Source organism: Streptacidiphilus fuscans, assembly GCF_015690355.1.
In the GTDB taxonomy this organism is placed as follows: Bacteria; Actinomycetota; Actinomycetes; order Streptomycetales; family Streptomycetaceae; genus Streptacidiphilus; species Streptacidiphilus fuscans.
The window spans coordinates 223294-242746 of the sequence record NZ_JADPRT010000007.1 but is presented as its reverse complement, the minus strand read 5'-3'; the positions used below and the strand labels follow the sequence as shown (position 1 = coordinate 242746).

Genomic DNA, 19453 nt, shown 5'->3' with positions numbered 1-19453 from the left:
TGTGCCCCAGGCTTCACGTTTTCGCCATGACCTCTGGACATATGGTCGACCGCACTGCCACGATCTTGCCCTCTGTGAGATAGGGCGTCAGTACCACCTCCGACGCCCCCGCCGGAGGAGGAGGCGTCCGTGGCCGGCAGCACCAGCGAACCCTGGCACCGCTTCTACGCACCCGGCGTCCCGCACAAGCTGAACATCCCGAACGTCTCCGTCAGCGGGCTGCTGGACGAGGCCGCCGCACGGCACGGGCGGCGGACCGCGCTGGTGTTCTTCGGGAAGCGGACCAGCTACCGCGCGCTCCAGCGCGCCGTCGCCCGGTTCGCCGCCGGGCTCGCCGCGCTCGGGGTGGCGCGTGGGGACCGCGTCGCGCTGGTGATGCCCAACTGCCCGCAGTACGTGGTCGCGTTCTACGGCGCGCTCAAGCTCGGGGCCGTGGTCGTCCCGACGAACCCGCTCTACACGGAGTCCGAACTCGCCCACCAGCTCAAGGATTCCGGCGCGGTCGTGGCCGTCGTCCACGACGGCGTCTTCGCACGCGTCGACGCGGTCCGGGGCCGGACGGCGCTGCGGCACATCGTGGTCGCCTCACTGCTGGACGCGCTGCCCGCGCGCTCGCGGCTCGCGCTGCGGCTGCCGCTCGCCCGCTCGCGCGACCTGCGCGCGAAGCTCCGGACGGAGCTGCCGCAGGGTGCGGACCAGGTCCCCTTCGCCACCGTTGCGGGCACCCGGGTGCCGCGTCAGCGCAAGGGCGAGCCGCAGCGCGCGCAGGGGCCGGTGAGCCCGCGCAGCGCCGTCGCCGTGCTGCAGTACACCGGAGGGACGACGGGCACGCCCAAGGGCGCGATGCTGACGCACCGCAACCTGGTCGCCAACGCGCACCAGGTCCGGGCCTGGTACCCGCAGTTGCGTGCCGGGCGGGAGACCCTGCTGGCCTGTCTGCCGATGTTCCACGTCTACGGCATGACGATGTGTCTGGGCGTGGCGGCCGCCGCCGGCGCGCGGACCGTCCTGCTGCCCACCTTCGAGCCGGAGTTGGTGGTCAGGACGCTGCGCCGGTGGAAGCCGACGCTCTTCCCCGGCGTGCCGCCGATGTACCAGGCGCTGATGGCGCGCGCCGAGCAGCACGGACCCGAACTCACGCGCGCACTACGGTCGGTGCGCTACTGCATCTCCGGCGCCATGCGGCTGGAGCCGGAGACGGTGGACCGGTTCCAGGAGTTGACGGGTGGTCATCTCGTCGAGGGCTACGGCCTGTCGGAGGCCTCGCCGGTGGTGCTGGCCAACCCGCTGAACGCCAACGCCCGTCCGGGGACGGTCGGCGTCCCACTGCCCGGCACCGAGGTGCGGATCGTCGCCGAGGACGACCCGGCGAAGCAGCAGCCCTTCGGCGTGGCCGGGGAGTTGGTGGTACGCGGCCCGCAGGTCTTCGGCGGCTACTGGCACGAGCGCGAGGACAGCGCGGCGATGCTGCACGACCACTGGCTGTTCACCGGCGACATCGCGGTGATGAGCCCGGACGGCTTCGTCACCGTCATCGACCGCAAGCGCGACGTGATCATCGCCTCCGGGTTCAGCATCTTCCCCAGCGAGGTCGAGGAGGTGTTGCTGGCCCATCCGGCGGTCGCCGACGCGGCGGTGGTCGGGGTGCCGGACGAGTACCGAGGCGAGACGGTCAAGGCGTGCGTGATCGTCCGGACCGGCAGCCGGCTCACCGAGCGGGCGCTGATCGAGTACTGCGCCGCCCGGCTCACCGGCTACAAGGTGCCGAAGATCGTGGAGTTCCGCTCCGACGCGCTGCCGCGGAACATGCTCGGCAAGGTGCTGCGCCGCGTCCTGCGCGACGAGCACCTCGCGGCTCAGATCTGGGCGGACGAGCCTTCCGGCTGAACCGGGGCCGACCCGTCCTCGGCGGCGTCGTCCGCGGCGGTCTCCGCGGCTTCAGCAGCCTCGGCGGCTTCGGCGGCCTGGTCGTCGAGGGCCTGCTGCATGCTCGACGGGAGGGCGGGCAGCTCCATACCGGCCTGCTTGAGCGCCTCGGCGAAGGTCGGCGAGCTCTCCCAGATCGACCGGAAGGCGAGCGTCAGCGCGGCGGCCAGCGAGGGGTGGCGGATGCAGAGCGTCGTCGTCGCGCCGTCGCGGGCCACCGGGTCCGGCATGTCGCAGAGGACGGTCGAGCCGTCCGCGATAATCATCTTCAGCGGCAGGTCCTCCGCGATCCGGATCTCCTCGCCCGCGGCGACGAAGAGGTTGATCACCTCCATGAGCGCCGGGTCCTCCAGCACCGCGCGGCTGTAGAGCGAGCGGACGGTGCGTCCGGCGGCGTGCAGCCGGGCGCTGGCCTCCAGGCCGGCGATGTTCTCGGTGGGCGTGTACCACGGCGGCCGGGAGAAGCTGAGCAGCTCGCGCTCGGCGGTGGACTGGAGCCGGGCGAAACGCTCGGTGATGTCCGCCGGGTCGCGCAGCACCTCGACGTAGTCGAGCGGGTCGGTGTGGGTGCGACCGCTCTCGTAGGTGGGCTTGAGCTCGCGAGCCAGCTCGGAGGAGAGGCGCTCCAGGCGGCCGAGTGACCTGCGCTGCTGTTCGATCAGCCGCTCGACGGCCGTGTCCGGCGCGACCGCGGAGTACCCGGCGACCCGACCGGGATGGAGTATCGCCAGCTGTCGGCGGATGAGCCCTTCGAGCACGTCGTACACGCGCTGGCGGGGGACACCCGCCTCCCTGGCGACTTCCGCCGCCGTGAAGACGTCGCGGCGGATCAGGGCGAGGTAGACCCGGGCCTCGTAGTTGGTGAGGCCGAGCTCCTCCAGGTCGGCTGCGCGTCGATCGTCCGTCTGCATGCTGGCACGTTAGCGGCGAGAGTGCGGGTGCTGGCAAGCGCCATCCGCGAGTTGGGGGTCTTTGGGCTCCAAGTGGGGGGACTTTTCGGGACAGGACGGGCTTGACGTGGGGCGTAGCGACCTCTTGTGGGTCGATCCCGTGTCGGCTAGGTTACTCACAGCGGACACCACCGGCAGGGGTGACTCGCCAGTTGCTTGTCATGTTCATACCCGCTTAGGTCTCGTTCATGTCTCGATTCGGCATCGGATCGAAACTTACTTGCCGTACGGCAAGTTTGGGCGAGAGAGCTGTCCGACCTATGCAGTACGGTGCCTCGCATGTCAGAGATCTCGACCGACACCCCGGTCACCCCGCCCGGCTCGGAGGCTCCGGCCGAGGGCCCCAACTACCTCAGCCACAAACAGATCATGGTCGTCATGGGCGGCCTGATGGCCGGCATGCTGCTGGCCGCGCTGGACCAGAGCATCGTCGGCACGGCACTGCCCACGATCGTGAGCCAGCTCGGTGGCATCGACAAGCTCTCCTGGGTGGTCACGGCCTACCTGCTCACCTCCACCGCAGCCACCCCGCTCTGGGGCAAGATCTCCGACCTGTACGGCCGCCGGATCATCTTCCAGACCGCGATCGTCATCTTCCTGATCGGCTCGGCGCTCGCCGGCCTCAGCCAGAACATGGGCGAGCTGATCGGCTTCCGCGCCGTCCAGGGCATCGGCGGTGGCGGTCTGATGTCGCTCGCCTTCGCCATCATCGGCGACGTCATCCCGCCGCGTGAGCGTGGTCGTTACCAGGGCCTGATGGGTGCGGTCTTCGGTCTGGCCAGCGTCGCCGGCCCGCTGCTCGGCGGTTGGTTCACCGACTCGATCGGCTGGCGGTGGATCTTCTACATCAACCTGCCCGTCGGCATCGGCGCCCTGATCGTCTGCTCCTTCGCGCTCAAGCTGCCGGTCAACCGTCGCGAGCACAAGATCGACTTCCTGGGCTCGTTCATGATCGTCGCAGGCGTCACCAGCCTGCTGCTCTACCTCAACTGGGCCGGCACGTCCTACGGCTGGGCCTCCTGGCAGGGCCTGTCGCTGGTCGGCGGCGCGGTCCTGCTGACGGTGCTCTTCTGCCTGGTCGAGCTGCGCGCGGCCGAGCCGATCCTGCCGATGCGCCTCTTCCGCAACCCGGTCTTCCGGATCGGCAACGGCTTCGGCTTCTTCGCCGGTTTCGCCATGTTCGGCGGCATCATCTACCTGCCGGTCTACCTCCAGGCCGTGCAGGGCATGTCCGCCACCAAGTCCGGTCTGGGCATGCTGCCCGCCGTGGCCGGCATCATGGTCACCTCGGTCCTCTCCGGCCGGATCATGGCCAAGACGGGCCGCTACAAGGTCTTCCCGATCCTCGGCGCGCTGATCCTCATAGGCTCGCTGGTGCTGCTGAGCCGACTGACCAACCACACCGCGTACTGGGAGGTCGCGCTCTACGCCTTCGCCTTCGGCGCGGGCCTGGGCATGACCCTGCAGACGCTGGTGACGGCCATCCAGAACTCCGTCGACTTCCGCGACATGGGCGTGGCCACCGCCTCGGCCACCTTCTTCCGCCAGATCGGCGCCGCGATCGGCACCGCGATCTTCGGCACGGTGCTGACCAGCCGCCTGACCCACTACCTGACGCAGGAGTTCGCGGGCACCCCCGGTGGCGCCACGGCGCTCAAGGGTATGGACGCCAACAACGTCCAGGCCATCAAGGCGCTGAAGGAGCCGGTCAAGGGTCTCGTCACGGCGGCCTTCGCGCACGCCATCGGCGACCTGTTCCTGATCGGTGTGCCGTTCATCGTGGTCGCCCTGTTCTTCGGGCTGGCGCTCAAGGAGATCAAGCTCAAGTCGAGCGAGGGCGCCCCGGAGGCCGCCGAGGCCGGCGAGGGCGCTGAGGCTGAGGCTCCGGCCGCCCCGGCTGCTCAGGCCGCCGACCAGGAGACGGTGTCCGGGCTCGGGTCGTCGGCGGCCATAGTGCCCGCCGTCCAGGAGGTCCCGTTGAGCGGCAGCGTGGTCCACGGCTTCGTCCGGGGCGGCGAGGGCAGCCCGGTGGGCTCCGCCACGGCCACCCTGATCTCGTTGCAGGGCCGTCAGTTGGGCCGCGTCGCGGTCGCCGCCGACGGTGGCTACCGGATCGCCGCGCCGGGCGCGGGCAGCTACGTGCTGATCGTCGCGGCCGAGGGCCATCAGCCGCACGCGTCCACGGTGGCCGTGGGTGACACCCCGCTCAGCCACGACGTGGTGCTCTCGGGCACCAGCGGCCTGCTCGGCACGGTGCACGCGGCGACCGACCAGCGGCCGGTGGCCGAGGCGATGGTCGTCGTCACCGACGTCCGCGGCGAGGTGCTGGCCACCGGCAAGACCTCGGAGGTCGGCGCGTTCGCGTTCGACAACCTGATGTCCGGCACGTTCACGGTCGCGGTCAACGCCACCGGGTTCCGCCCGGCCGCGCTGCCGGTCGAGGTCGGCACGACGGGTCCGGCCCGGATCGAGATCGAGCTGGCCGCCGGTGCGCAGGTGCAGGGCACCATCCGCGCGGGTGCGGCCCACCGGCCGCTGGTCGACGCCCGGGTCACCCTGGTCGACGTCGCCGGCAACGTGGTGGGCACGGCGACCACCGGTGAGGACGGCAGCTACGCCTTCACCGACCTGGACGCGGGCGACTACACGCTGATCGCCAGCGGCTACCCGCCGGTGGCCTCCGCGCTGACGTTGGACGGACGCGGCGAGAGTGCCCACGATGTGGAGCTCGGCCACCCGGACGAGTGACAGAACGGGCGAACGGCCTGCGTCGTCCAGCGTGAGGGCGTAGGCCAGTGTGGGGACGAACGGGTTCCGCTGTCCTCGGCGCGGAGGAGCCTCGGCGCGGATGAGCACCGGGGACACCGGGAGCTGAGGACACCGGAACCCGTCACCGAATGATCGGGAGCAGCGATGACCACTCACTCCGGTGAGGGCAGCATGGGGCTTCGTGCGCGGGTGCGGACGAAGGATGGTTGGGCAGTTCGGCACGCGGTGCTGACCGTGACGGACATGACGGGTCGTCAGGTCGTGCGGGCGGCGGCGGACGACGACGGTGTGGTGCTGACGGAGGCGCTGCCGCAGGGCGTGTACACCGCGATCGTCACGGCGGTCGGCTATCAGCCGACCGCGTCGACCGCGATCGTGGCGTCCTCGGGGCGGGCGGATCTGGGGAACCTGGTGCTGGCGCGGCAGGGCGGGGTGGAGCTGCCGCCGCCGGGGCCGTGGACGATCGATCCGGCGCATTCCTCGGTCGGCGCGGTCGCGCAGCATCTGGGGATCTCCAGCATCCGTGGGCACTTCGGTGAGTTCCGCGGGCAGATCGAGATCGCCGAGCGGGTCGAGGAGTCGCGGGTCGACGCCGTGATCGGTGCGGCGTCGATCGACACGGGCAACAAGATGCGTGACGACCACCTGCGGTCGGCGGACTTCCTGAACGTGGACGCCCAGCCGGAGATCACCTACCGCAGCACGGGCGGCGTCTCTGCGGCGGGTGCGGACCGTTGGACGGTCCACGGTGAGCTGACGATGAACGCGGTGACCCGGCCGGTCGACCTGGACCTGACGTACCTGGGTACGGGTCCGGACCCGTGGGGCGGCACGCGTGCGGCGTTCCGGGCGACGGCCGAACTGCGCCGCGAGGACTTCGCGATGACCTACAACCAGGTCGTGCAGGTCGGCATTGCGGCGATCGGCACCACGCTCCGCGTCGAGCTCGACATCCAGGCCGTCCAGGGGACGTCCCTCCCGATGGCGTGACGCCTTCGGATGCCATGACGACAGGACCCGCCACGGCCCACGGTCACACGGTCAGACGTCGAACCCGACGTGGACGTGGTCGTGGTGGGTGTCGTCGCTGAAGAACTGGTCCGGCGCCCCGCCGCTCAACAGGTAGGGCCCGCCCACGTTGTAGGACCCGGCCGCCGCTGCCGCGCGCATGAAGCCCTCCACCAGGGTGCGCGGCGTGGCCGGGTCGATGACGGCCTGGCCGTCGATGCGCCAGACGTCGAAGGCGCGCCCCTTCGGGTGGTCGCTCGGCCGGGTGGTGCCGAAGACGTCGAGCGGATGCCCGGAGCGGACCACGCTCAGCTCGATGCGATGGCTGTGCGACAGCGTCAGCATCGCCTCCAGCGCACTGTCGTGGACGTTGCCGCTGAGCACGTCCGCATGCGCCGCCGGAGGCAGCGTGATCGCGTCCGAGGCGAGTACCGCGCGCGCTGCGGGGCTGAGCGCGGAGAGCGCCAACGCCCCTCCGGGGAGCGCCGGGTGAAGTGCCGTCACCTGCCAGAGCGGCTGCGCGCTGCTGAGCCGCACGTCCACGGTGGTCCCGCCGCTGTCGGCGGCGGTGGTGTCGGCGGTCTCGGTGTGTCCGGGGGTGTACTGGCGGCAGACCACCAGAACGCTGGCCGCATCGCTGAGGATCCCGCCGTACTGCGCCTCCAGCACCTGCAGCGCCGCCTCCGGTGCGGAGCTCAGCAGGCCGCCCGCCTCGGCGGCGAGCGCAGGGTCGTACCCCGCCGCGGCTGCCCGGCGTGCCGCAGCCGCCTCGCCCGAGCCGCCCGCCGGCCAGCTGCCCAGCGCCTCGATCAGTCGCACCGCCCGGAGCTTCACCTGCGGGTCGATGTCGTTGCTGCTCGGCTGCCACGCGGTCGTCGCAGGCAACGCTGCCGCGCTCGACGCGTGCGCGGAGGGAACGGCGGCGGAGACGGCGGACGACGGCAGCGGCGTGGGACGCCCGGCCGCGGAGGTCGTGGCGGTCGAGGACGTGCCGCCCGGGCTGTGCGCGCTGGAGGAGCAGGCCGCGACCAGGCCCACCACCGCGCCCGCGCCGACCGCGAGCACGCTGCGTCTGCTGACGACCGGTCCGGCCGACCCGGTCCGGTCAGGGCTGCTCACCACGGCTCCAGTCTGCCCCCGCCGAAGGTCGGCAGGGCAGTGCCTGAGGGCGTGTCCTGCGGCCGACGCGAACCGCCCGCCTCGGGCCGATGCGGCCTGAGCCAGGCGGACGGTCGCTCAGCCGGACGCGCGCGCCATCTGGTCCAGGTCGCGGAGCAGCGCGGGCAGCTCCGGGCCGCGGCCGACCGGGATGATCTCGTGCGGCTTCTCGTCGAGCAGCAGCAGCGCGATGTCCTCCGTGTGCGCCGCGAGGCTCCAGCCCGGTCCGTCGGCGCGGACGATGCGCGCGCCGTCCGGGGCCGGGGCGGAGCGGATGCGCCCGGCGGGCGGCGGGTCGCTGGTGTAGCCACGGGCCTGGTCCAGGGCCCGCTTGACGTGCGCCGGAGGCTGGGCGCCCGTGGAGTCAAAGCTGGCGCCCTCGCTGACCTGGTGGCGCCAGGTGAGCCACTGCTTGGCCACCTCGTCGGCGGCCAGCCGCCGGTGCGCCGGGCCCCAGCCCTGCGGGTCCGGGGCCTGCAGCAGCACCGGGTGGTCGCCGTGCGGGTCGTGCGGCGCGGGTATGTCGGGCGTGGCGATGGTGATGGCCAGCGGCCAGCCCGCGACGGTGTCGACGACCGTGCGGTCCGGCGCGGCCAGCTCGTACTCCATGCCGCAGTCCCAGGCCGCGATGGCCCCGGCGACCAGGGCGGCGTCGTCGCAGACCACCGTCCAGCGGGCGCCCGAGGCGTCCTGGCCGAAGAGCAGGCCGTAGCCGTCGGACCAGGGCTCGACGCCGAGCGTGGCGCAGGCCTCGGGGTAGTCGTCCCCGAGCACGCTGGGGAACTGCGCTGGGGTCACCAACAGCGCCGTGAGCACGTAGAACGTGTCCAGCTCTTCCTTCGCGGCCATGCTGCCTGCCCCTAACTCGCCTTGCTGTGTCCGACGGATCTGCTGCCCCCTGGTGGGGCCTCATGCTAGTGACGCGCCGGTAGCGTTTGCCAGGGACGAAAGGGACGGGCCGTCGTATCGTGCCGCAACGTTTCGGCTCGATACGACGGCCCGCCCCGGGTTGCGCCGCTCGCGTGATCGAAGGTGATCGAGGGAGCGTCGCCGGCGGATCAGCCGCTGGTGACCGCCCGCAGGCTCTCCTTGAGCGAGGACATGGTGGCCAGCACGGCGGTCGGCTCGTAGCCGCAGTGCGCCATGCAGTTGTCGCACCGCGGGTCCTTGCCGCGGCCGTAGTTGTCCCAGTCCGTGGAGTCCAGCAGCTCCTGGTAGGACTCGACGTAGCCGTCGGCCATCAGGTAGCACGGCTTCTGCCAGCCCTTGAGCGAGTAGGACGGGATCGCCCACGGGGTGCACTCGAAGTCGGTCTTCCCCTCCAGGAAGTCCAGGTAGAGCGCGGAGTGGTTCAGCCGCCACTTCTTGCGGCGGCCGTCCCCGAAGGCCTTCTTGAACAGCTGCCGGGTCTGCTCGACGCCGAGGAAGCGGTCCTGGTCCGGGGCCTTCTCGTAGGCGTAACCGGGGGAGATCTGCATCCGGTCGACCTTGAGCTCGTCGTTCAGGTAGTCGAGCACCTCGATGATGTCCTGAGGGCTGTCGTTGTTGAAGAACGTCGAGTTCGTGTAGACCTGGAAACCGGCCGCCTTGGCCTGCCGGATGGCCGCGATGGCGTCGTCGAAGACGCCTTCCTTGCTGACCGACTCGTCGTGCCGCTCACGCAGCCCGTCGATGTGGACCATCCAGGCGAAGTTGCGGTGCGGCTTGAACTTGTGGATGTGCTTGGGCAGCAGCAGCGCGTTGGTGCAGAGCACCACGAACTTGCCGCGCTTCAGCAGCTGGCGGGTGATCTCGTCGATCTGCGGGTGCATCAGCGGCTCGCCACCGGCCAGCGACACCATCGGTGCACCGGACTCCTCCACGGCGGCGACGGCCTGCTCCACCGGCATGCGCTGCTTGAGCACACTGGCCGGGTGCTGGATCTTGCCGCAGCCCTGGCAGGCCAGATTGCACGCGAAAAGGGGTTCCACCTCGACGATCAGGGGGAACTTCTCGCGGCGGAGAAGCTTCTGCTTGAGGAGGTACGTGCCCATCTTGACGGTCAGATTGAGTGGGAGTCCCATGATCCATGTCTCCGTTCCCCCGGGCCGCGGGTCCGTGGCCCTCCTCTAACATACAGTCTGTATGGAACAGGATGTAGGTATGACAGCTCCTCGATCGGCGCGTAGTCCGCGGGGTCGGCGTGCGGAACACACCGCCGACACCCGGCGCGCGCTGGTGCGCGCCGCGCGCACGCTGTTCGCCGAGCGTGGGTACACCGCGACGGGTACTGAGGACATCGTCGCTGCGGCCCAGGTCACCCGGGGTGCGCTCTACCACCACTTCAAGGACAAGGCCGACCTGTTCCGCGCCGTGATGGGCGAGTGCGCCCAGGAGATGGCGGAGCGGCTGGTCGAACAGGAAACCGCGCGGGCGGAGGCCCGATCGGGTGACGCGTGGACGCTGCTGAGGCTCGGGTTCCAGTCCTTCCTCGACGCCTGCAACGATCCCGACTTCCAGCGGATCGTGCTCGTCGAGGGCCCGGCCGTGCTCGGCCACAGCGCCTGGGACGCGCTGGTGGAGCAGCACGGCTACGTGCTGCTGGCCGAGGAGCTGACCAGGGCGATCGCCGAGGGCAGCATTCAGCCGATGCCGGTCGCGCCGCTCACCAGGCTGCTGGCCGCGCTGATCTCCGAGGCCAGCCTGTACATCGCCCGCGCGGAGGACCACGTCCGGGCGCGTCGCGAGGCCGGTGAGGTCCTGGACCGGCTGCTCATCGGGCTGACCCTGCCGGGCGCGCCGGGGGGCGGCGGGGCCGCGTTCGGCGGTGCTCAGGGTGCGGGCTTCGGGCATACCGGCGCGTAACTTCCGCCTTCCGTAGTCTTCCCGAGGCACCCGGCGTCCCCTACGCTCCTGATTGCGCCACCGATCACTGGCACAGTCGACGACGGCGCTGACCGGGTGAAGGACGCCGGGTGAGGGACGCTGGAGGACCGGGATGGCGGGCAGGCGAAAGACCACGAAGGCAGAGCCGACAGCGCAGGAGCAGTCGGCGGAACAGGCGCAGCCGGCCGGGCGTGTCGAGGACGTGGTGCAGCAGGTCAGGGTCGCCGTGATCGGCACCGGCTTCGGCGGTCTGGGCGCGGCGGTGCGGCTGCGCGAGGAGGGCGTCACCGACTTCGTGGTGCTGGAGCGCGCGGACTCGGTGGGCGGGACCTGGCGCGACAACAGCTACCCCGGCTGCGCCTGCGACGTGCCCTCGCACCTGTACTCGTTCTCCTTCGCGCCCAACCCCGACTGGCCGCGCACCTTCTCCGGCCAGCCCGAGATCCGCGCCTACCTGGAGCGGATCGTCGACCGGTTCCAGCTCCGTCCGCACCTGCGGTTCGGGCACACCGTCACCGCCGCGCGCTGGAACAACGCGACCGCGCGCTGGGACATCGAGACCGACCAGGGTCGGTTCAGCGCCCAGGTCCTGGTCGCGGCGACCGGCCCGCTCTCCGACCCGCAGGTGCCGGACGTGCCGGGGCTGGCGGACTTCCCCGGCCAGGTCTTCCACTCCGCGCAGTGGAACCACGACCTCGACCTGAGCGGCAAGCGCGTCGCGGTCGTCGGCACCGGCGCGTCCGCGATCCAGATCGTGCCCGCGATCCAGCCCAAGGTCGACAAGCTGGTCCTGTTCCAGCGCACGCCCGCCTGGGTGATGGCGCGGATGGACCGCGACATCACCTCCGCCGAGCGGTTCCTCTACCGGCGGCTGCCGGCCAGTCAGAAGGCGCTGCGCGGCGCGCTCTGGCTGGTCCGCGAGTACCAGGTCGGCGCGTTCGTGAAGCGCCCCGGGCTGCTCAAGGCGGCCGAGGCGCTGGCCGGGCAGAACCTGCGACGGGCCGTCAAGGACCCGGCGCTGCGGGCCAAGCTGACGCCCGACTACCGGTTCGGCTGCAAGCGCGTGCTGCTCTCCAACACCTACTACCCGGCGCTGGCCCAGCCCAACGCCGAGGTCGTCGCCTCCGGGCTCAAGGAGATCAAGGGCAGCACCCTGGTCGCCGCCGACGGTACGGAGCACGAGGCCGACGTGATCGTCTTCGGCACCGGTTTCCACGTCACCGACATGCCCGTCGCCAGCCACATCACCGGCGCGGCCGGGACGACGCTGGCGGAGGAGTGGTCCGAGGGCATGGCCGCGCTGCGCGGCACGACCGTGCGCGGCTTCCCGAACCTGCTCTTCGTGATCGGCCCCAACACCGGCCTCGGCAACAGCTCGATGGTGCTGATGATCGAGTCCCAGCTCAACTACCTTGCCGACTACCTGCGCAAGCTGGACGCGAGCGGCGCCCGCGCCCTGGACGTCACCGCCTCCGCGCAGCGACGCTGGAACGACGACGTGCAGCGCCGGATGCGGCGGACGGTGTGGAACACCGGCGGCTGCCGCAGCTGGTACCTGGACGCCAAGGGCAACAACACCGTGCTCTGGCCGGGCACCACCGCGCACTACCGCCGCGAGACCCGCACCGTCGACCTGCACGAGTACGACCAGATCCGCCAGGTCGACGTGGCACCCGAGGTCCCAGCCGCCGCGGCCGCCGCCGCGCACGCGTGACCGCCGCACCCGTGACCACCGCACCGAACGCCGCCCGAAAGGTTCGTGAGATGTCCAAGCACAGCATGGCCGCCCAGGTCGCCGTGATCACCGGCGCCGCCCGTGGGGTCGGCGCGCAGCTCGCCCGGGTGCTGGCCGCCCGCGGTGCCAAGGTGGCGCTCGTCGGCCTGGAGCGCGACGAACTGGCCGCCGTCGCCGAGTCCATCGGACCCGACGCCGGATGGTGGGAGGCGAACGTCACCGACCGCGAGGCGCTGCGCACGGTCGCCGACGAGATCGTCGAGCGCTACGGGAAGATCGACGTGGTGGTCGCCAACGCCGGTATTGCCACCGGCGCGCCGTTCGTGGACTCCGACCCGGACGTCTGGACCCGGGTGATCGACGTCAACCTGGTCGGCAGCGCCAACACCGCCTGGGCCTTCCTGCCCGCGCTGACCGCCTCGCGCGGCTACTTCCTGCAGATCGCCTCGCTGGCCGCCCTCACGCCCGCGCCGCTGATGACGGCGTACTGCGCGAGCAAGGCCGGGGTTGAGGCCCTCGCCCACTCGCTCCGCCCGGAGTTGGCCCTCAAGGGCGTCAAGGTCGGTGTGGGGTACCTCAGTTGGACCGACACCGACATGGTGCGCGGCGCGGACCAGGACGACGTCATGCGCGACATGCGTGCCGGCCTGCCCTGGCCGCTCAACAAGACCTACCCGCTGGCCCCCGCCGTCGAGCGGATCGCCGACGGCATCGGGCGCCGGTCGACCCACGTCTACGCCCAGGCCTGGCTGCGGGCGATGCAACCGCAGCGGCACCTGACGCCGCTGATCGTCGGCGCGGTCGGGCCGATCAAGCTGCGCGCGATGGGCTCGCGACTGGCGGAGTTCGCGGAGAAGCCGCGCGGTCTCGTCGGCCGGGGTGGCGCGGCGGACGACGCGGCGCGGCGCAGCCGGGTCGAGTAGCGGCGGCTCAGGTGGCCGACCCCGGCTCGGGGGAGTCGTCCGGGGCCGGGGAGGTGGCGAAGCGGGTCAGCAGGGCGCGGAGGGTGAGCGCCTCCTCGGGCGTCAGGCCCTGCGCCAGCCGCCGGTCGGTCCGTGCGGCCGTCTCCATGATCCGGGCCAGGACTTCGCGCCCTGCGTCGGTCGGAGTGACCAGGTGGGCTCGGCGGTCGGTCGGGTGCGGCTCGCGTCGCACCAGGCCGCGCTGCTCCAGGCCGTCGATGTAGCGCACCATCGAGGACTTGTCGTTGCCGGTCAGGTCGATAAGCTGACGCTGGGTCAGCGGGCCGAGCTGGTGCAGGTTGAGCAGGAGGCCGGCTCCCGTGGTCTCCAGCCCGATCGGGCGCAGCGCCTCGGCGAAGGCGCGGGAGGCGCGGATATGAGCCTGGCGCAGGATCATGCCCAGGGGCGGGGTGAAGGGTTCGTTCATCATCGCCGTCCAGCATAAGGGGTGGTGCCAAAACAATCTCATATGAGAGTATCTCGCCAGAGACGATTTTTCGCTCCCTGGGGGACTCGTATGTCGAACAGAACCACCCCGCCTCGCTGGCCGGTCGTGTCGCTGCGGGTGACCGCCGTGCTGGTGGCCCTGCTGGCGGTCGCGCAGCCGGTGCTCGCCGGCGGCTTTCTGCAGGGGTTCTACCCACTGCTCAACGCCCACATGATCGCGGCGATGATCCTGGCCACGGCGGCACTGCTGGCCGCGATCGCGGGTCTGCTCGTGTGGCGGCTCTCCGGCGGGCCGAACTCCTTCGCGATCCACTACGCCATCATGGTCGTGGCCTGCGCGGCGCAGATCAGCCTCGGCTTCGACCGGGTGCTGATCCTGCACATCCCGCTGGGCGTCGGCATCTTCGTGATGGCCGAGAAGTTCGCCGTGGACGTCTTCACGTTCAAGCCCGGAGCCTCGGTCGGCGCCGGCGCCGGTGACGGCGATGGCGATGGCGATGCGGCCGAGTCGGTCGAGGTGTCCGCGTGAGCGCCGTCGACGGCGACGCGGCCGGCGTGGCGGGCCGGGCGGCGCAGGGGATCAGCCGTCGCCGGATGCTCGGGATCGGCGCCGCCGCCGTGCTCGGCGCGGGCGCGGTCGCCGGGGGGCTGCCCGCGCTCGGGCGGCTGATCCCGAACGGCCAGCCTGGCCTGCTGCTCAGCAGCAAGGTGCCGCTGCCGTCGCGCTACGCGGTGCCGCTGCCGGTGCCGCCGGTGCTGAAGCCGGTGCGAGCGGACGCGACCACCGACTACTACGAGATCACCGCCCGTCCCGGGCTGGCGAATCTGGTGCCGGGCCGTCAGACCGAGGTCTGGGGCTACCAGGGCATGTTCCCCGGCCCCACCATCGAGTCGCGCTCGGGCAGGCGCACCATCGTCACCCACACCAACGAACTGCCGCACCCCACCGCGGTCCACCTCCACGGCGGTCACGTCCCGCACGAGAGCGACGGCTACCCGCTGGACCTGATCAGCCCGCTCGGCGGTGGCTCGGGCGGGGCCGGCGGCAACGCGGGCATGGCCGGCATGCCCGGGATGTCGTCCGCGACCTTCGCGCCGCAGCGCCAGTACGTCTACCCGATGCAGCAGCACGCCGCCACGCTCTGGTACCACGACCACACCATGGGTTTCACCGGCCCGCACGTCTACCGCGGGCTGGCCGGGTTCCACATCGTCCGTGACGAGGACGAGATGGCGCTCGACCTGCCGCAGGGCGCGCGCGAGCTGCCGCTGATGATCGCCGACCGGGCCTTCGACGAGAACGGCAACTTCGCCTACCCGGCGCTGGATCCCTCCGAGGGTCGGCCGGGCGTCCAGGACGCCTACATGAACGGCGTGTTGGGCGACGTCATCCTGGTCAACGGCGCGCCCTGGCCGGTCGCCAAGGTCGACCGGGCCCGCTACCGGCTCCGGCTGCTCAACGCGTCCAACGCCCGCCGTTACCGGCTGGAGCTCGACCCGCAGCCGCCCGGCGGCGGTGCGCTCGTGCAGGTGGGCTCGGACGGCGGTCTGCTGGCGCGGCCCGTCGCCCACGACGGCATCGAGCTGGCCTCGGCCGAACGGTTCGACGTGGTCGTCGACTTCGCCCGCTACCCGGCAGGCAGCAGCGTCCGGCTGGTCAACCGCCTCGGCAGCGGCGGCACGGCCGAGGTGATGCGGTTCGACATCGGCAGCGCGTCGGTCAGCGACGGCTCGCGCGTGCCCGACCAGCTCGCCACCGTCGAGCAGCTGGACCCGGCCAAGGCCGTGGCCACCCGCACCTTCCTGTTCGCGCAGTCGGGCACCAGCTGGACCATCAACGGGCAGGAGTACCAGCCCGGCCACTCGCTGGCCGCGCCCAAGCTCGGCCAGATCGAGATCTGGCGTTTCATCACCGACGTGCACCATCCGATCCACCTGCACCTGGACCCGTTCCAGGTGATCAGCCGGAACAACGCCGCGCCCGGTGAGTACGACGCCGGGTGGAAGGACACGGTGGACGTGCTCCCCGCCCAGGGCGTCGAGGTCGCGGTCCGGTTCAGCGACTACGCCGGGCAGTTCCTGCTCCACTGCCACAACCTGGAGCACGAGGACATGGCGATGATGGCCGAGTTCACCACCGAGTAGGCGAGCGTCCCTGCATGACGCCGCGTCAGTCCTGGTTGCCAGTGGTTCCGGGGACCACGGGGTGAACCTGGATGGCGCTGCAGCCCATCATCTGGATCGGCAGCCGCGTCGAGGTCTTGGTTCCGGGAGGCGTGACCAGCAGGCCCGCGTAGGTCGGGCAGCTGGTCGCGTTGCCCTCGGGCACGTCCGTGCCCTCGACGCGGGCGGAGGCCGTCGCGCCCGGGGCCACGACGACGGCGGTCGGCGCGGTGGCGCTCTGCGGCGCACCGCCCATCATGCCGCGCAGGGTCCGGGTGGCCTGGGCGACCTGCCGGCCGCCGCTGTCCAGGGCAGCCACGCCCGGGTAGCCGTAGAGGCTGCACGAGGACGAGCCGGTGTTGTGGAACAGCAGCACCGCGGCGCTGTGCCCGGCACCGGCGTCGCCCTGGCCCTGGGACACGGTGATCTGCGAGCCGGTGCAGGTGGGAACCCCGGCGGCCTGCCCGCCTCCCGTCGAGCCGCCGCTGGTGCCGCTGCCCCCGGTCGAGCCGCCGCTGCTGCCGCCGTTGCTGCCGCCGGAACCGCCCGTCGAGCCGCTGCCACCGGTCGATCCGCTGCCGCCCGTGGCCCCCGAGCCGCCGCTGGTCGCGGCGGTCGCCGTCGCCGACGATCCGGCCGACGCGGAGGTGCCGGAATTGGTGCCGCTGCTGCTGCCGGAGCAGGCGGTGGCGGCGAAGCAGAGGGCAGTGGCGCCCAGGAGTGCGAGACCGGCGCGGCCCGCCTTGGATGCAGGACTGATCTTCATGTACACGAAGACGGGTCGCTGATCTGCGGGGTTCCTAGGCATCTGTCACAGTTCCGTCCCGAGCGCCGCGCCTGCGGCAAGCACCTCGTCGAGCAGGATCCGCAGGTCGTCCTCCGTGGTCGCGGCGTTGAGCAGACAGGCCCGTACCGCCTCGTGGCCGGCCAGCACCGTGCCGGTGACGAAGGCCCGCCCACGCTGCTGCACGGCGACCGCCAGCGCCGCGTTGACCTGCTGCAGCCGCTCCTCCGACAGCGCCCGCTCGCCCGCCGGGCGGTAGCGGAAGGCGACGATGGACGTCTCGACCGGGGCCAGCAGCTCCAGATCCGGCTCCTGTTCGACGAGTTGGCCCAGCGTGCGGGCGAGCGTGCAGCAGCGCGAGATGTCGCGGACGATGCCCTCGCGACCGGCCGCCGCGATCGTCGCCCACACCTTGAGCGAGCGGAACGGGCGGGTCTGCTCGATCCCGTACTCGGAGAACCAGCCCAGGCTCCCGGCGTCCTCGTCGCGCAGATAGGCCGGCACCAGGCTGAACGTCCCGCGCAGCTGTTCCGCGTCGCGCACCAGCACGCAGCCGCAGTCGACGGGCACGCCCAGCCACTTGTGCGGATCCAGCGCCAGCGAGTCGGCCCGCTCCAGCCCGGCGTAACGCGGGGCGGACACCGGATCCAGTCGCCCGAACGCGCCGTAGGCACCGTCGACGTGGAACCAGATGCCCTCGGCGCTCCGCTCGCAGACGTCGGCCAGCGCGGCGAGGTCGTCGATCGCGCCGGTGTTGACCGTCCCGGCGGAGCCGACGACCAGGAACGGCACCAGCCCGGCCGCCCGGTCGGCGTCGAGCTGCGACCGCAGCGCGGCCGGATCCAGCCGTCCCTCGGCGTCGGTGGCGACCACCTTGAGGTTCCGGCTGCCGATGCCCAGCAACTCGGCGGCCTTGCGCACGCACGAGTGCGTCTCCGCGCTGACGTAGCCGACCAGCGGCGGCAGCGCAGCGACCCCGTCCTGACGGACGTCCACCCCGAGCCGCGCGGCGGCACGGTTGCGGGCGGCCCCGAGCGCGACGATGGTGGCCATCGACGCCCCGGAGGTCAGCAGCCCGCCGCCGGGCGGATGCGGAAACCCGACCAACTCGGCCAGCCACCGCACGACCGTCCGCTCCAGATGCACGTCGGCGTGGTCGCCCCCGGCACTGCTTGGATTCATCGCCGCCCCGGCCAGCGCCCCGAGCACCCCGGCGGGCGCGGGCGCGGCGTTGACCCACCCGAAGAACCGCGGATGCCCGTTGCCCATCGGGTAGGGCAGCACAGTCTCGCCGACGGTCTTCACCAGCGTCGTGAGCTCCGTCCCCCGCTCGGGCAACGGCGCGTCGAGCAGCGCGCCCCGCGCCGCCTCGGGCATCGGCGTCCAGACGCTCCGCGCGGGCAGTCCGTCGAGGTAGTCCGCGAGCAACTCGACTGCGTCGTGCCCGGCGGAACGGAAGTCGCTGGTCATGCCGCCACCCTAGCGAGGGGACCGCTTGTGCTGCGCGGTCGTCTCAGCAGCGGCAGCGCGTCACCCTCCGGGACAGTCGTTGCTCCCGGTCACGCAGCTGCCTCTGCCGTTGTCGGTCGGTTCGGGAGTCGGCACCGAGGGGGCGTCAGCGGAGTAGTAGGGGAAGGTCACCTGGATGCCGAGCACGTAGCCGGGCACCTGTACCCGCGCGGTCACATCGCTGACGCGCACCGGCCGGTAGGCGCGGACCGCCGTCTCGTCCGCCGGGGCCGCCGGAGAGTCGGTGATCAGCAGTTCGGGCTCTGTTTCCAGGGCCTGCGTCAGGTGGGGTGACTGGTCGACGGTGATCTCCAGGCCGTAGGCGCTCTGGAGAGCGGTCGTTCCTGGCCCGGTGGCGTCGTCGGCGTCCAGCAGGTTGCCGTTGAGCGGGGTCGTCTGGATTCCGCCCTGATCCAGCGCCGCACTGACGCGGTCGAGGGCTTGTGGCAGGGGGCCCTGGACCGCACTGAACCAGACGACGGTGCGGTTGCACACCATCGGACCCCAGGTGGGTCGGCTGCCGAAGTACTGCGTGTCGGCTGCGGCTCCGCAGCTGTCCCGCACACCCTGTGCGACGGGGCGTGCCCAGGGCAGGAGCCTCCGGAGGCGGGTCAGTTCGGCGTCGAGCTGCGTGGTGGCAGTCCGATCGGCCGCGTCGACCGACGCGGAGGCCGCCATCGCCGTCACGTCAGGTGCGGGGCCGGCCGGGGTCGTCCAGTCGTGGGCGGTCTGCCGCACCACCAGCAGACCGCCGACCACGACGGCGCACATCACCACCGCGACCACGAGGCAGCCACGCCGGACGCGCGGTCGGGCAGGGGTGGTGCGGGCGTGCGGCGCGGACCGCTCAGTCACGTCGTACTCCTTTGCCGCTGACAGCTCAGGAGTGTCACTCAGCGCAGAACGCACCCGCCTGAGTACGCGTACTCAATTCCCCGCTCCGCTACCGCGATCCCGGCTCGCTGAGCGCGATCGCGTCGCTCGGGAGGGTCGGCTTCGGGCGGCGGGGGAAGCGGTCGCCGGCGGTGGGTGGGCCGCCGCGCGGGCCCGGTGTGCGGCGGACCCGGCTGAGGAGGCGCGCGGCGAGCGTGCGCACGACGCCGACGGTGATCGCCACGAACTGTGTCCCCGAACGGATCCGTCCGGGTTGCCGCTGAAGTGATGCCATGTCACCCTC

The 19453-nt window shown here is 71.7% G+C and carries 17 protein-coding genes; 8 read left to right on the top strand and 9 right to left on the bottom strand.

Features of this window, described 5'->3' with window-relative positions; translation table 11 throughout:
- Positions 1-129 precede the first annotated feature (129 nt).
- Positions 130-1887, top strand: coding sequence for an AMP-binding protein (locus tag I2501_RS18925; RefSeq protein WP_196195259.1), 1758 nt, complete (start codon positions 130-132; stop codon positions 1885-1887).
- Here I2501_RS18925 and I2501_RS18920 read toward each other — a convergent pair.
- Positions 1857-2837, bottom strand: coding sequence for a TrmB family transcriptional regulator (locus I2501_RS18920; protein WP_196195258.1), 981 nt, complete (start codon positions 2835-2837; stop codon positions 1857-1859). The two genes, I2501_RS18925 and I2501_RS18920, sit on opposite strands and share 31 nt — an antisense overlap.
- A gap of 318 nt (positions 2838-3155) precedes the next feature.
- Here I2501_RS18920 and I2501_RS18915 point away from each other — a divergent pair, with 318 nt between their 5' ends.
- Together I2501_RS18915 and I2501_RS18910 are read left to right on the top strand one after the other, a co-directional pair.
- Entirely contained in the window at positions 3156-5624 is a 2469-nt protein-coding gene (locus I2501_RS18915) for an MFS transporter (protein WP_196195257.1), read from the top strand.
- Between the two features lie 192 nt (positions 5625-5816).
- Positions 5817-6635 carry a YceI family protein gene (locus I2501_RS18910; protein ID WP_196195426.1) on the top strand — a complete coding sequence of 273 codons (819 nt, stop codon included), beginning with the start codon at positions 5817-5819 and terminating at the stop codon, positions 6633-6635.
- 51 nt (positions 6636-6686) lie between these two features.
- Here I2501_RS18910 and I2501_RS18905 read toward each other — a convergent pair whose 3' ends face one another.
- The 3 genes from I2501_RS18905 to hpnH all read right to left on the bottom strand — a co-directional run bounded on the left by I2501_RS18905 (position 6687) and on the right by hpnH (position 9874).
- The gene (locus I2501_RS18905; RefSeq protein ID WP_236046640.1) at positions 6687-7775 is read right to left on the bottom strand and encodes a hypothetical protein; all 1089 of its coding nucleotides are present in this window, start codon (positions 7773-7775) and stop codon (positions 6687-6689) included.
- Between the two features lie 114 nt (positions 7776-7889).
- The gene (locus tag I2501_RS18900; protein ID WP_196195256.1) at positions 7890-8660 is read right to left on the bottom strand and encodes a hypothetical protein; all 771 of its coding nucleotides are present in this window, start codon (positions 8658-8660) and stop codon (positions 7890-7892) included.
- Between the two features lie 209 nt (positions 8661-8869).
- Positions 8870-9874 carry an adenosyl-hopene transferase HpnH gene (gene hpnH / locus I2501_RS18895; RefSeq protein ID WP_196195255.1) on the bottom strand — a complete coding sequence of 335 codons (1005 nt, stop codon included), beginning with the start codon at positions 9872-9874 and terminating at the stop codon, positions 8870-8872.
- Positions 9875-9953: 79 nt separating this feature from the next.
- Here hpnH and I2501_RS18890 point away from each other — a divergent pair, with 79 nt between their 5' ends.
- The 3 genes from I2501_RS18890 (at position 9954) to I2501_RS18880 (ending at position 13334) form a co-directional block, all read left to right on the top strand.
- Positions 9954-10655, top strand: coding sequence for a TetR/AcrR family transcriptional regulator (locus I2501_RS18890; RefSeq protein ID WP_196195254.1), 702 nt, complete (start codon positions 9954-9956; stop codon positions 10653-10655).
- Between the two features lie 133 nt (positions 10656-10788).
- Positions 10789-12390 (top strand): flavin-containing monooxygenase, encoded by a 1602-nt coding sequence (locus tag I2501_RS18885; protein ID WP_196195253.1) that lies wholly within the window; start codon positions 10789-10791, stop codon positions 12388-12390.
- A gap of 50 nt (positions 12391-12440) precedes the next feature.
- Positions 12441-13334 carry an SDR family oxidoreductase gene (locus tag I2501_RS18880; RefSeq protein ID WP_196195252.1) on the top strand — a complete coding sequence of 298 codons (894 nt, stop codon included), beginning with the start codon at positions 12441-12443 and terminating at the stop codon, positions 13332-13334.
- A gap of 7 nt (positions 13335-13341) precedes the next feature.
- Here I2501_RS18880 and I2501_RS18875 read toward each other — a convergent pair whose 3' ends face one another.
- On the bottom strand, positions 13342-13803 hold the full coding sequence (locus I2501_RS18875) for a MarR family winged helix-turn-helix transcriptional regulator (RefSeq protein ID WP_196195251.1): 462 nt from the start codon (positions 13801-13803) through the stop codon (positions 13342-13344).
- Between the two features lie 87 nt (positions 13804-13890).
- Here I2501_RS18875 and I2501_RS18870 point away from each other — a divergent pair, with 87 nt between their 5' ends.
- A complete protein-coding gene (locus tag I2501_RS18870; protein WP_196195250.1) occupies positions 13891-14349 on the top strand; it encodes a hypothetical protein in 459 nt (152 codons plus the stop codon).
- Entirely contained in the window at positions 14346-15965 is a 1620-nt protein-coding gene (locus I2501_RS18865; RefSeq protein ID WP_328806459.1) for a multicopper oxidase family protein, read from the top strand. Before I2501_RS18870 ends, I2501_RS18865 begins: the two co-directional genes overlap by 4 nt.
- 25 nt (positions 15966-15990) lie before the next feature.
- On the opposite strand, the gene I2501_RS18860 is transcribed toward I2501_RS18865, so the two are convergent.
- From I2501_RS18860 to I2501_RS18845, 4 genes are all read right to left on the bottom strand, one after another.
- Entirely contained in the window at positions 15991-16749 is a 759-nt protein-coding gene (locus tag I2501_RS18860; RefSeq protein WP_196195249.1) for a DUF4232 domain-containing protein, read from the bottom strand.
- A gap of 45 nt (positions 16750-16794) precedes the next feature.
- Positions 16795-18237, bottom strand: a complete 1443-nt coding sequence (locus I2501_RS18855; RefSeq protein ID WP_196195248.1) for a pyridoxal phosphate-dependent decarboxylase family protein — start codon at positions 18235-18237, stop codon at positions 16795-16797.
- Between the two features lie 60 nt (positions 18238-18297).
- Positions 18298-19131 carry a hypothetical protein gene (locus tag I2501_RS18850; protein WP_196195247.1) on the bottom strand — a complete coding sequence of 278 codons (834 nt, stop codon included), beginning with the start codon at positions 19129-19131 and terminating at the stop codon, positions 18298-18300.
- An 88-nt stretch (positions 19132-19219) separates the two neighbouring features.
- The gene (locus I2501_RS18845; RefSeq protein ID WP_196195246.1) at positions 19220-19444 is read right to left on the bottom strand and encodes a hypothetical protein; all 225 of its coding nucleotides are present in this window, start codon (positions 19442-19444) and stop codon (positions 19220-19222) included.
- Positions 19445-19453: the final 9 nt, after the last annotated feature.